This is a genomic window from Caproiciproducens galactitolivorans, from assembly GCF_029266045.1.
GTDB classification, from domain to species: Bacteria; Bacillota; Clostridia; order Oscillospirales; family Acutalibacteraceae; genus Caproiciproducens; species Caproiciproducens galactitolivorans.
Map to the genome: position 1 here is coordinate 381,264 of NZ_JAJUFJ010000001.1, position 12,379 is coordinate 393,642.

12 protein-coding genes are annotated in these 12,379 nt (G+C 47.6%); 9 read left to right on the forward strand and 3 right to left on the reverse strand.

Annotated features, from left to right (window positions below):
- The 7 genes from P9B68_RS01830 to P9B68_RS01860 all read left to right on the forward strand — a co-directional run bounded on the left by P9B68_RS01830 (position 1) and on the right by P9B68_RS01860 (position 7,367).
- Positions 1-1,947, forward strand: a complete 1,947-nt coding sequence (locus P9B68_RS01830; protein ID WP_135657143.1) for a V-type ATP synthase subunit I — start codon at positions 1-3, stop codon at positions 1,945-1,947.
- Between the two features lie 50 nt (positions 1,948-1,997).
- Entirely contained in the window at positions 1,998-2,450 is a 453-nt protein-coding gene (locus tag P9B68_RS01835) for an ATP synthase subunit C (protein ID WP_135657141.1), read from the forward strand.
- A gap of 27 nt (positions 2,451-2,477) precedes the next feature.
- Positions 2,478-2,786: a V-type ATP synthase subunit F gene (locus P9B68_RS01840; protein WP_135657139.1), complete on the forward strand. Its 309-nt coding sequence runs from the start codon at positions 2,478-2,480 to the stop codon at positions 2,784-2,786.
- A gap of 29 nt (positions 2,787-2,815) precedes the next feature.
- A complete protein-coding gene (locus P9B68_RS01845; protein WP_135657137.1) occupies positions 2,816-3,412 on the forward strand; it encodes a V-type ATP synthase subunit E in 597 nt (198 codons plus the stop codon).
- 31 nt (positions 3,413-3,443) lie between these two features.
- Positions 3,444-5,204 carry a V-type ATP synthase subunit A gene (locus tag P9B68_RS01850; RefSeq protein ID WP_277668350.1) on the forward strand — a complete coding sequence of 587 codons (1,761 nt, stop codon included), beginning with the start codon at positions 3,444-3,446 and terminating at the stop codon, positions 5,202-5,204.
- 41 nt (positions 5,205-5,245) lie between these two features.
- A complete protein-coding gene (locus P9B68_RS01855; RefSeq protein ID WP_277668351.1) occupies positions 5,246-6,670 on the forward strand; it encodes a V-type ATP synthase subunit B in 1,425 nt (474 codons plus the stop codon).
- 82 nt (positions 6,671-6,752) lie between these two features.
- The gene (locus tag P9B68_RS01860; protein WP_135657131.1) at positions 6,753-7,367 is read left to right on the forward strand and encodes a V-type ATP synthase subunit D; all 615 of its coding nucleotides are present in this window, start codon (positions 6,753-6,755) and stop codon (positions 7,365-7,367) included.
- Positions 7,368-7,530: 163 nt separating this feature from the next.
- On the opposite strand, the gene P9B68_RS01865 is transcribed toward P9B68_RS01860, so the two are convergent.
- Positions 7,531-8,784: an acetate/propionate family kinase gene (locus P9B68_RS01865; protein ID WP_135657129.1), complete on the reverse strand. Its 1,254-nt coding sequence runs from the start codon at positions 8,782-8,784 to the stop codon at positions 7,531-7,533.
- Positions 8,785-8,885: 101 nt separating this feature from the next.
- On the opposite strand from P9B68_RS01865, the gene P9B68_RS01870 reads away from it, so the two are divergent.
- Together P9B68_RS01870 and P9B68_RS01875 are read left to right on the forward strand one after the other, a co-directional pair.
- Positions 8,886-10,076, forward strand: coding sequence for a nucleotidyltransferase (locus P9B68_RS01870; protein ID WP_135657127.1), 1,191 nt, complete (start codon positions 8,886-8,888; stop codon positions 10,074-10,076).
- A 21-nt stretch (positions 10,077-10,097) separates the two neighbouring features.
- A complete protein-coding gene (locus P9B68_RS01875) occupies positions 10,098-11,036 on the forward strand; it encodes a hypothetical protein (RefSeq protein ID WP_277668352.1) in 939 nt (312 codons plus the stop codon).
- 121 nt (positions 11,037-11,157) lie between these two features.
- On the opposite strand, the gene P9B68_RS01880 is transcribed toward P9B68_RS01875, so the two are convergent.
- Together P9B68_RS01880 and upp are read right to left on the reverse strand one after the other, a co-directional pair.
- A complete protein-coding gene (locus P9B68_RS01880) occupies positions 11,158-11,454 on the reverse strand; it encodes a DUF2992 family protein (RefSeq protein ID WP_243112903.1) in 297 nt (98 codons plus the stop codon).
- 284 nt (positions 11,455-11,738) lie between these two features.
- Positions 11,739-12,371: a uracil phosphoribosyltransferase gene (upp, locus tag P9B68_RS01885; RefSeq protein ID WP_135657123.1), complete on the reverse strand. Its 633-nt coding sequence runs from the start codon at positions 12,369-12,371 to the stop codon at positions 11,739-11,741.
- Between the last annotated feature and the right edge of the window lie 8 nt (positions 12,372-12,379).

Consider the following 12,379-nt stretch of genomic DNA (forward strand, 5'->3'; position numbering starts at 1 on the left):
TTGGCTGTTATAAAAGTTAAAGTAGTAAGTATGTTCGGATTAATGGCTGACTTGGATCGGGCTACCATGCTATGCGGGAAATCCTGTTATTTCCATCCGGACAACGCATTGTCCTTTTTCTCGGATACATCGGAGTTTTCTCCTCTGATAAATGAAGAAAATCCTTATGCCGAACCCTTGCAGCAGTTATCCGATGTTCTGGCAAGTTTTCATTATAAAATGGATTTGTTAAGTTCGGAGGAAGTCGAAAAAATAACGATGAGTCCGGAGGATATGTTTGCCTATGTGGATTCCCTATCCGCTTCGATCAGTCAGTTGCAGAAAGAACGCGAAGAAGCGCAAGATAAAATCCGTGAATTGTCCGTTGAAATCGATAAAATCAGCCACTTTGTCGGTCTGGATTTAGATCTCAGCGAAATTCACGCCTGTAAATATATACGCGTTCGCTTCGGCTCTCTTCCAAAAGAAAGCTATGAGAAGCTGAATTCTTACAAACAGAATCCATACATTGTATTTTTCCCGTCCACAAGCGACGACCTGCGATATTGGGGCGTGTACTTCTCCCCAATTGAAAACATAACGGAAGTGGATAGAATTTTCTCAAGTCTTTATTTTGAAAGGACGCAGTTAACCGAGCTGACCGGCAGCCCCGAATCGGAACTTGCATCGCTGCAGGCGCAGCGTGATGCTGCGGTCAAGCAGCTAAAAGACACGGAAAAGCGCTTTGAAAAGCTCTGGAAAAAAGAATTGCCTATGTGCCAAAAGATTTATTCCTGGCTGACCGAGCGCTCCGTTTACTTCGATATCCGGCGGTATGCCGCAAGGTATAATGACAGTTTTATCCTTACCGGCTGGATTCCGGCGGACAAAGAGGAGGACTTTCAGAAAGAACTTGATAAGGTGGAGTCCCTTGCTTACACCTTTGACGGCGGCGAAGATGAATTAATCCATTCACCGCCCGTAAAGCTGCAAAACAAGAGCATCTTCCGCCCCTTCGAATTCTTCGTTGATTTGTACGGGCTCCCGTGTTACGACGAGGTTGACCCCACCGCTTTTGTTGCCATCACTTACTTTCTGCTCTTTGGCATCATGTTCGGGGATCTTGGACAGGGGCTTTGTGTCTCGCTCATCGGCTGGCTGATGTGGAAAAAAAAGAAAATGAAGCTCGGCAAGGTTATGGTTGCCTGCGGTATTTCCGCCGGCATTTTCGGGATCATATTCGGCTCGGTTTTCGGATTCGAACATGCGCTGGATCCTTTATATAGAGCGATTGGATTTGAAGAAAAGCCGGTTGAAGTTTTGAAACCCGAAACCACCAGCATGATTGTATACTCGGCTGTTGGAATCGGCATTTTACTGGTAATCCTTGCGATGCTGGTCAATATTTATTCCTCTTTAAAAAGGAAGGACTACGGAAACGCATTTTTCGGGCCAAGCGGCCTTGCAGGATTAATTTTCTATTCCTCGCTGGTTGTCGGCTTTGGCGGGCAAATTACGTTTGGCAGGCAGATTGTAAATCGAGCCTTTATTATTTTCTTCCTTATTGTTCCCATCATCTTTATGTTTTTCCGCGATATATTGGGGGATTTGCTCAAGCGCAAGCCCGACTGGAAACCAAAAGCATGGGGCGATTACATTATGCAGAATTTCTTTGAACTATTCGAATTCATGTTGAGTTACGCCACCAATACGATGAGTTTCCTGCGTGTGGGCGCCTTTGTTTTGGTTCATGCCGGCATGATGCTGGTTGTCTTTACACTTGCTGAAATGTCCAGCGGCATTGGCTACCTCCTTATTGTCGTAATCGGCAATGCGTTTGTAATGGCGCTGGAGGGCCTGCTCGTCGGCATTCAGGTTTTAAGGCTTGAATTTTATGAGATGTTCAGCCGCTTTTTCGACGGCGGAGGCCGTCCGTTTAACCCAGTTGTTGTTCGTAAAGAGCAGTAATGTTTTTTACGACTAAAATTCTATTTTAATAAATAGTTGGAGGAAGTATTATGACTAAAGTATTAATTTGTTTACCGGTAATTTTCTTAGTAGCATCTGTTGTTTTTTCAATCCGTTCCGTTAAAGATGGAAAAAAGCCTAGCAAAGCCGCAGCTACGCAGATCTTCGCTTTCCTGGCCGTTTGCCTTCTTACGTTTGCGGTTCCTGTCGTCGCTTCCGCAGCAACCGGAACTGATGCAAACGCAACAGCACCTACTTCCCAGTCTCAAGAAGCTCCTGCTTCTGATTCCGGTAAAGGCCTTGGCTTAATCGCCGCCGCGGCCGTTACGGCAATTTCCGGTATAGGCGGTGCAATCGCTGTTGCGGCGGCTGCTCCTGCGGCTATCGGTGCAACAAGCGAAGAACCGAAGGTTTTCGGTAAAGCTTTGATTTTCGTTGCTTTGGGCGAAGGTATCGCATTGTACGGACTATTGATTTCTATTCTTATCCTGAACAAGATTTAACCCATTGAAAGCAGAGGTGCATGTTTTATGCGCTTTTATCTAATCAGCGACAATGTGGATACGCAGGTTGGGCTTCGCTTGGCGGGTATTGAAGGCGTTGTCGTGCATGAAGCCGCCGAAGTGCAGAAAGCCTTGAAAGAGGCAATGGCGATGGAGGACGTAGCGGTTATTCTGATGACCGAAACCCTGATCTCCCTTTGCCCGGACATGGTTTATGACCTGAAGCTCAACCAAAAGCGCCCGCTTATCCTGGAAATTCCGGACAGACACGGCAACGGCCGTACAAAGGATTCGATTACCCGTTATGTCCGCGAGGCAATCGGGCTGAATATTTAAGCCGCTTGACGGCGAAACGGGGGGTTGTTATGGCTGTCAACGATGATAAAATAAACAAATTTTATGTAGCAATCAATCACTATGCTGAAGAACAGCGTAAAAAAATCGAACAAGAAATAGAAGCATTTAAGAAGAAAGAGCTTGAAGAAGCGGAGGTTGACGTATTAACCGAAGCTTACCGGCTGATCCAAAAAGAAATGGCCGAGATGCGAAACGGCATTGCTCAGGAAATGGCGCAGCGGGAAATGAACGTTCGAAAAGAGCTTCTTTCAAAACGCAGAAAAATTGCGGACGAGGTGTTCGAACGGGCGAAAAAAGCACTTTCCGAATTTACAAAGGAAAAAGGCTACGAGGATTTGCTGGTTAAGAAAGCAAAGATATTGTCGAAGACCTTCCGTAAACCGGGTACTGTATTGTGTATCCGTAAAGAGGATGAGCAGTACAAAGAGCTGATTCAAAAAGCTTTTGGAAACGACTGCGAATTTAGGATCAGCGACGATATCCATATCGGCGGCATTCTTGCCTATAACTCTGGGATGGGTATTGCAGCGGACGAAACGCTCGACGCCCAGTTAGAGGATCAGCGTGAGTGGTTTGAGGAAAACTCAGGCTTGGCCGTAGTCTGACCTATACCTAGTGATATCGGAGATGAAGAAGATGGAGAATCAGAATATTATATACGGCATTAATGGTTCCGTTGTAACCGTTAAAAACTCACGCAGCTTCTCGATGATGGAGATGGTTTATGTCGGCAATGAACGCCTTGTCGGTGAAGTCATCGGTATTACGGACCAATTTATTACCATCCAGGTTTACGAAGAAACGACCGGGCTGCGGCCCGGCGAACCGATCTACGGTACTGGGAGCCCTATGAACGTAACTTTAGGTCCTGGAATCATCGATAATATATTCGATGGAATCGAGCGGCCGCTCAAAAGAGTTGCGGAGCAATCCGGTGCGTTCATCGCGCGCGGCAGCAACGTTTCCGCGCTGGACGAAAAACGCCTTTGGGATGTAACTATCAAGGTGCACGAAGGCGACCAGCTTAAGGGCGGCGATATTTACGCCGAGTGCCCGGAAACAACCATCATAACACATAAATGCATGGTTCCTCCCCTGCTTTCCGGCATCGTAAAGAAAGTCGTTGGGAACGGGAAGTATAAGGTAAACGATACCATCCTTGAGCTGGAGGATCAGCACGGTGAAATACACAAGCTCACTCTTTGTCAGAAATGGCCGATCCGTACGCCGCGCCCGGTGTCCGAGCGGCTCCAGACAAAAGTTCCGCTCATAACCGGTCAGCGTGTAATTGACACCCTGTTCCCCATTTCCAAGGGCGGCACAGCGGCGATTCCGGGCGGTTTCGGCACGGGAAAAACCATGACGCAGCACCAGCTTGCGAAATGGTGCGACGCCGATATCATCATTTACGTCGGCTGCGGCGAACGCGGCAACGAAATGTGTCAGGTTTTGGACGAATTTTCGGAGCTGATGGATCCGAAATCGGGCAGGCCGATGACCGACCGTACCGTTTTGATCGCAAATACGAGCAACATGCCGGTTGCGGCGCGCGAAGCTTCTATTTACACCGGCATTACGCTTGCCGAATATTATCGCGATATGGGTTACCATGTTGCCATTATGGCGGACTCTACGTCCCGCTGGGCAGAAGCACTACGTGAAATTTCCGGCCGCTTGGAAGAAATGCCGGCGGAAGAAGGCTTCCCTGCCTATCTGCCAAGCCGCTTATCTGAATTTTACGAGCGCGCAGGAATGGTAAAGAATCTGAATAACACAGACGGATCCATTACGATAATCGGCGCCGTTTCCCCGCAGGGTTCGGACTTTTCCGAACCGGTTACGCAGAACACCAAGCGTTTTACCCGCTGTTTCTGGGCGCTGGACAAAGCCCTCGCTTACGCGAGACATTACCCGGCAATCAACTGGACGCAAAGCTACAGCGAGTATTTTAGCGATCTTGACCCATGGTACGAAAAAAACCTTGGCAAAGAATTTTTAAAATACCGCGTACAGGTTAACCGCATCTTACAGGAAGAAAGCCAGTTAATGGAAATCGTAAAGCTGATTGGTTCGGATGTTCTACCGGACGATCAGAAGCTGATCATTGAAATTGCGCGTCTTATCCGCGTCGGTTTCCTGCAGCAGAACGCATTCCATGCGGAAGACACCTATGTGCCGCTTGAAAAGCAAAAGCGGATGATGGAAGTTATCCTTCATCTTTATAAGAAATCGAAGCAGCTTGTAACCGCTTCCGTTCCGATTTCGGTGATTAAACAGACCGGGTTGTTCGATAAAATAGTGAAAATGAAGTATGATATTCCCAACAATAAACTAGAAATATTCGATAATTACATCAACGAAATTGATGAGGCTCTGTCCGCCATTCTCGAATCCTGATTCGGACGGATACTAATTTTACCTAAGAAGGTGGTTACACCATGATTCTTGATTACATTGGTCTAAAGGAAATAAACGGTTCGCTGATTGTGCTGGACAACGTTGAAAACGCGTCGTTTGAAGAGGTTGTCGATATCCGTCTGGAAAACGGCACTATGCGCCAGGGCAGAATCGTTCAGTTGGACGGTAAGCGGGCAGTCATTCAGGTATTTGAAGGTACGCGCGGCATTTCGCTGGACAACACGCGCACCAGGCTGAAAGGCCACCCAATGCAAATGCCGCTTTCCCCGGAAATTCTCGGCCGCGTATTCGACGGTGCGGGCCGGCCGATTGACGGGCTGGGAAACATTTTTCCGGTGAAGAAGGCAGATATTAACGGAACGCCGATTAACCCGGTATCCCGTGAATATCCGAAAAACTACATCAATACCGGCATTTCAACCATCGATACGTTGATGACGCTGATTCGCGGGCAGAAACTCCCCATTTTCTCCGGCTCCGGTATGAAGCATAACGAGCTTGCCGTTCAGATTGCAAGGCAGGCAAAGATCAGCGACAACAGCGGCAATAATTTTGCAATTGTCTTTGCCGCAATGGGCGTTAAAAACGACGTTGCCGAATACTTCCGGCGTTCTTTCGAGGAATCCGGTGTTCTGCAAAGGGTTGTTATGTTCCTGAACCTTGCTAACGATCCGATTATTGAAAGAATTCTGACCCCGCGCTGCGCGCTGACGGTTGCCGAATACCTTGCCTTTGAGCTGGATATGCATATCCTCGTCATTATGACGGATATGACCTCCTATGCGGAAGCGCTGCGTGAGTTCAGTTCTTCCAAAGGCGAAATTCCGGGCAGAAAGGGATTCCCGGGCTACCTGTATTCCGACCTTGCCTCCCTTTACGAACGCGCGGGCATGGTGCGCGGCAAAAAAGGGTCTGTAACCCAAATCCCAATTCTCACAATGCCGAACGACGACGTTACCCATCCGGTACCGGATTTGACCGGATACATTACCGAAGGACAGATCGTGCTTGACCGCGTTCTGGACAATTCCGGTGTTTATCCGCCGGTTTCCGTCCTTCCTTCCCTTTCCCGTCTGATGAAGGACGGCATCGGCGAAGGCTTTACGCGTGAAGACCATCCGGCGCTTTCCAATCAGCTTTTCGCATCTTATGCGAAAGTAATGGACGCCCGTTCGCTCGCCTCTGTTATCGGTGAAGAAGAGCTCTCCCCTGTCGATAAAAAATACATTGAATTCGGTAAACGGTTTGAATCCCAGTTTGTAGCACAGGGCTTTAATGAAAACCGTTCCATCGAACAAAGTTTGGATTTGGGCTGGAAGCTTCTTTCCACGCTGCCGCGTGAAGAACTCGATCGTGTGGACGACGTGATTCTTGATAAATACTATGAAAAAGCGATTCAGTCGGATTCCTCTGTGACGGAACCCGAAAAAAGCATTGACGAATAGTATGAAAGCGCAGGATAGCACATAGAAAATTGCACCGCATTTTCACCGCGCAATTTTTACCAACCGAAGGAGGTGTGCCGCATTGAGCAACCAAATCGTTCCGACAAAAGGAAATTTGCTCGCCACAAAAAAGTCCCTTGCGCTTTCACGCACAGGTTTTGAGCTTCTTGACCGGAAACGGAACATTTTAATACGGGAAATGATGGCCCTGATTGAGCGGGCGGCGAAAATTCAAGGAAAAATTGATGATACGTACGATGCGGCATATGCCGCGCTTCAAAGGGCAAATATTACCCTTGGCATCTGCGACGAACTGTCCCGTACTGTTCCGCTCGATAATAGCCTGAATGTGGCTTATCGAAGCGTTATGGGCGTGGAGATTCCCATGGTTTCGTACGACCCGGTCAGCATTCCGATTCCGTTCGGGCTGAATTCCACCAATATTATGCTGGACGACGCCTACAAAAAATTTGAAGAAGTCAAGCGCCTCACCGCAGAACTGGCCGAAGTGGAAAACAGCGTTTACCGGCTGGCCGTCGCGATTAAAAAGACGCAGAAACGAGCAAATGCTCTGAAAAATATTATGATCCCATGGTTTGAGACTACAGTGAAGTTTATCACGGACGCACTAGAAGAAAAGGATCGCGAGGAGTTCTCAAGACTTAAAGTCATAAAAAAACAAAAATTGCAAAAATGATCGTTCAGTCGGATTTTCAGATCAACAAAACAAACCCTCCTGCCGTAATGTTGTGAAGTGGCAGGAGGGCTTTTGTATAGCGCAGAACGCTTGTTATGATTTAAGTATATGAAAATTCTATGTTTTTCTATTCTTATCTACGAGAGCACCGTTCTATTTTGGATTAGATGTCTTCCAGATCAACAACCGTCTTATCCTCTGTGGAAGCATATGTCAGCTTCTCAACAATTTCTTTTGTATCGCGTGCAATCAGAAGCTCTTCATTTGTCGGTACAACATATACAGCAACCTTGGAATCAAATGCGGAAATCTTACCCTCGCGCCCATGTATCATTTTATCGTTCAGAACCGGGTCAATTTTTACACCGAAGTATTTCAGCCCGCGGCAAATCGAATAACGCAGGTGGGTCTGATTTTCGCCAAGGCCCGCTGTAAACACGATGCAGTCAAGGCCGTTCATCGCCGCCGCGTAAGAGCCGATGAATTTAATAATCTGGTAGCTCAGCATTTCATGCGCAAGAATGGCCCTTTTGTTTCCTTCAATTTCCGCCTTTGTTACATCACGGTCATCGCTGTAACCCGAAATACCGAGAAGGCCGGACTTTTTGTTCAGAATTTCGTTCATCTGTTCCGGGGTAAGGCCCTCTTTTTCCATAATAAAGGTTACAATGGACGGGTCGAGCGATCCGCAACGCGTACCCATCATGAAACCGTCCAACGGAGTCAGGCCCATGCTGGTATCGATTACTTCTCCGCCATGGATAGCCGCAATAGAAGAACCGTTCCCAATATGGCAGGTAACCATATCGATATCCTCAAGAGGCTGATGCATCAACTGCGCGCAGCGCGAGCTGACGTAACGGTGGGATGTGCCGTGGAAACCGTAGCGGCGAATTTTATACTTCTCATAATATTCATAAGGAATAGCAAACATATATGCCTTTTTCGGCATGGTCGAATGGAAAGCGGTATCAAAGACAACGCATTCCGGCACATCTTTTCCGAAAACTTTCTGGCAAGCAAGAATTCCCTGTAGCTCCGGGCCGTTGTGAAGGGGAGCCAAAGGAATTAATTCTTTTATTCCTTCAATAACATCATCATTAACATAAAGGGATTTGCTGAATTTTGCACCACCTTGAACCACACGGTGGCCGATTGCCGTAACCTCCGACAAATCCTTGATTACCCCAACCTGTTTATCCGTTAAGGCAGCCGTTACCAGCTTAAACGCATCGATATGGCTAGCCATTTCCACATTCAAATCTTTTTTGCGGCCATCCGCAGTTTTATGGCTGAATGTTCCTCCCTTAATGCCTATCCTTTCGCAATTGCCTTTTGCAAGCATTTCTTCCGTATCCATATCAATTAACTGATACTTTAAAGAAGAGCTGCCGGCATTGATTACCAGAATCTTCATACTTATTCCTCCTAAAATTACTTTTATGCTTGTATCGACATAAATAACACCATATACTATAATAGTACTACCACTTCGGAAATTCAAGGAGTTTATGAAAAATGCTTACTGCGGGGATTGTTTCTGAATTTAATCCGTTTCACCGCGGACACGCCGCACTCATATCGCGTACCCGTGAGGAAGGTGCTACGCACATTGTTGCGGTCATGAGCGGCAATTTTGTCCAACGTGGCGAACCAGCTATCCTTTCAAAATGGGCCAGAACCAGACAGGCGCTTTTGAACGGCGTTGATCTTGTATTGGAGCTCCCGCTTCCATGGGCGCTTTCCGGCGCGGAAACCTTTGCGTTCGGCGGGGTTTTCCTTCTGGATGCGCTTGGTGTCGACATATTGAGTTTTGGAAGCGAGTGCGGCCGGATCGACGAGCTGCAAAGTGCGGCAAAAGCGCTGAACTCCTCCAGTTTCCGCGACGCGATAAAAAACGAAATCAAAAACGGGGCGACCTTCGCAAAAGCAAGGCAGAACGCCATGAGCCAAATCGACGGCGAAGCCTCCCGCCTTCTTCGGGAACCCAACAATATTCTCGCGATTGAATATCTAAAGGCAGTAGACCGCCTACATTCCAAAGTGATCCCTTTTACGATTCAACGCATTGGGGCTGCACATGATGCGCAGGATGCCGTGAATGACATTGCCTCCGCTTCAAAGATACGGAAATGCATGCATACCGGGGAAAGCTTTGCCGCATGGATGCCGGAGAACGCGGCGGAAATCGCGCTGCGGGAAATCAAGGCGGGCAGCGCGCCGGTTTCTATTGGGACGGTGGAACGGGCCATCCTCGCAAAGCTGCGGGGTATGAGCCGCGAAGAATTCGCTTCCCTACCGGACATTAGCGAAGGCCTGGAAAACCGCATATACGATGCTTCCCGCCAAGCCTGCTCCCTTGACGAATTGTATTCGCTTATTAAATCCAAACGGTATACGCACGCACGCATCCGCAGGATTGTGCTTTCCGCTTTTTTAGAATTAGATTCTTCTTTGAATAAAAGAGTCCCCCCCTATCTTCGCGTCCTTGGATTTAACAAACGGGGGACGGAAATTCTGCATTCGCGAAAATCCTCTGTAAAACTCCCTATTGTTACCAACACATCAGACATATTGTCCCTTGACAATGATGGGAAAAGTGTGCTTGAATTAGAAAGCAGGGCAACGGACCTGTATTCCCTTTGTTCCTCGCAGGCGGCGCCCTGTGGGCGCGACCGGACAACAGGTATTCTATCCATTTCGTCTTGATGCTGAAAGGATGTGTCTTAATTGTCTGTTGAAATAAAGGAAATCAAATACGAGAACTATGGGAAATGTTTGGAGATCAGCAATGGATTAATCGATGTTGTCGTTACAATCAATTTTGGACCGCGGATTGTGCGTTTCGGTTTTACGGGCGGATCGAATATCCTTTATAATGATTTGGAACGGAAATATACTGTACAGAACGAAAAAATTGAAGAGCGTTTCGGCAGGGACGCCGCCTTTTTATATTACGGGGGACACCGTATCTGGCTAAGCCCGGAAAAGATGCCGGACACCTATTACCCGGACAATGAACCGGTGGTTTACGGCATTTTGCCGGAAGGGGTTACCTTTACTCCACCCCGACAAAAGCAAACGGATATGCAGCTTAGCTTTGAAATTATTATGAGCGAAAGCACAACCGATATTATGGTCGTACACAGCGCGAAGAATGATTCGAAAGAAAAGCGTGCCTGCGCGCTATGGGCAGTCACCATGCTGAATGGAGGCGGAACGGAAATTCTTCCTTTCAATGCGGATGGCGAAAATCTGATTTCCCCCAACCGGACCCTATCCCTTTGGCCCAATACGGATTTCCACGATAACCGGCTTTGCTTTGGCCATCGGTTCATCACCGTCCGGCATGAAAAAGAGAATGAAAAGCCCCTTAAAATCGGGCTGAATAATTTCCCCGGCTGGGCCTGCTATGCGAACGGCGATACCACGCTGGTCAAGCGATATGTGCACAGCCCGTCGGCCCCTTACCCGGATTACGGCTGTTCTTCCGAAACCTATCTGTGTAAGGATTTTATAGAAATGCAGACGCTAAGCCCGCTGTACAGTCTTGAGCCCGGAGAAGGCATCCGGCACGTGGAAAACCTGTTCCTGATGAAAACACCAGCTATATTCGACCCTTTAAATGAAGATAGTGTCCAAAAATTTGTACAGGAATTGAATTTATAGAGAAAGGCTTTGAACCTTAATGGTTCAAAGCCATCTTCATATGCAGTTATCTGCCCCTGTGTTTTTCTTTTTCTGGCGCAGTTCAAACCGCCGCTGTTCTTCCTCTTCCGACTGTTTCCGATTAAAAGATTTCCGTTCCAGTTTTCCCTTGCTCCTGCTGCAGCTTCAGGGCCTGCTGTGCTTGTGCCGATTCCGCTTTGCAATAATTGGCGGTTGATAAGCTACTGCAACCGTTTTGGATTGATTTTCTTTTATTCAATCTTTTGATTTTCCAGTAGAAATAGCTGTAAATCTCATAATCCTTTGATTCCGCACCGAACGTTACTTTCGCAGCTTCCAGCTTTCCATCGATCAGCTGTTCCATTACACCAACCCAGAAAGGGTTCTCAAAAAACACCGTAATTCTGCATTTGTCCATCTGAAGTTCCTCCCAAAAAACAACTTAACAAAGACTGGACAACCTTAGGAGGCAGGTTACTGACGGCTGATTGCCGCGTCTGGACTACCAACCAGAACTGTGTTTTTGTCTTTTCGAATCCTATCTTAACGGAATATCGGGCTCTTTTCGAGCCCACAACTTAGCATATGCTTGTTGTATTCGTCCACCCGCGCTGTAAAAAACCGGATCATTTCTTCCAGTTCCATTCTTTAACCTCCAGATAACAAAAGGGACGGCCAAAGCCGCCCCCGATTTTATTCATATTAAAGTGTTCCGAAAATGCGGTCACCGGCATCGCCAAGTCCCGGAACAATATAGCCGTTTTCGTTAAGATGATCGTCTACGGCAGCGCAATAAAGCTCTACATCCGGATGGGCAGCCGTAAATGCTTTTACCCCTTCCGGCGCTGCAATAATGCACATAAAGCGGATGCTCTTCGGGTTGCTGCGCTTAATGATTGTCACAGCGTCGATTCCCGAACCGCCGGTTGCAAGCATCGGATCCAGCACGATCACTTCGCGCTCGTTAATATCCAGCGGAAGCTTGCTGTAATATTCGACCGGCTGCAGGGTTTCGTGATCGCGGTAAAGGCCGATATGACCAACCTTCGCGGCAGGCACCATGCGGAGCACGCCGTCCACCATACCGAGGCCCGCTCTTAAAATCGGGACAAACGCGAGCTTTCTGCCCGCGATAACCTTCGTTTTTGTTTTGCTGATCGGTGTTTCGATCGTCGTTTCCTCCAAGGGTAAATCCCTTGTGGCCTCATAACACATCAGCATTGCGATTTCGCCTACCAGCTCGCGGAATTCCTTTGAGCCCGTATTTTTATCACGCAAAAACGTAAGTTTATGCTGGATGAGGGGATGATCCATAATAAAGACTTGTTTATTCATATCTGACA

Bases quoted from the DNA above. Each gene is read 5' to 3' on its own strand.
- P9B68_RS01835 (WP_135657141.1), top strand. From the start codon at position 1,998: ATGACTAAAGTATTAATTTGTTTACCGGTAATTTTCTTAGTAGCATCT.
- P9B68_RS01840 (WP_135657139.1), top strand. From the start codon at position 2,478: ATGCGCTTTTATCTAATCAGCGACAATGTGGATACGCAGGTTGGGCTT.
- P9B68_RS01845 (WP_135657137.1), top strand. From the start codon at position 2,816: ATGGCTGTCAACGATGATAAAATAAACAAATTTTATGTAGCAATCAAT.
- P9B68_RS01850 (WP_277668350.1), top strand. From the start codon at position 3,444: ATGGAGAATCAGAATATTATATACGGCATTAATGGTTCCGTTGTAACC.
- P9B68_RS01855 (WP_277668351.1), top strand. From the start codon at position 5,246: ATGATTCTTGATTACATTGGTCTAAAGGAAATAAACGGTTCGCTGATT.
- P9B68_RS01865 (WP_135657129.1), bottom strand. From the start codon at position 8,784: ATGAAGATTCTGGTAATCAATGCCGGCAGCTCTTCTTTAAAGTATCAG.
- P9B68_RS01870 (WP_135657127.1), top strand. From the start codon at position 8,886: ATGCTTACTGCGGGGATTGTTTCTGAATTTAATCCGTTTCACCGCGGA.
- P9B68_RS01880 (WP_243112903.1), bottom strand. From the start codon at position 11,454: ATGGACAAATGCAGAATTACGGTGTTTTTTGAGAACCCTTTCTGGGTT.
- upp (WP_135657123.1), bottom strand. From the start codon at position 12,371: ATGAATAAACAAGTCTTTATTATGGATCATCCCCTCATCCAGCATAAA.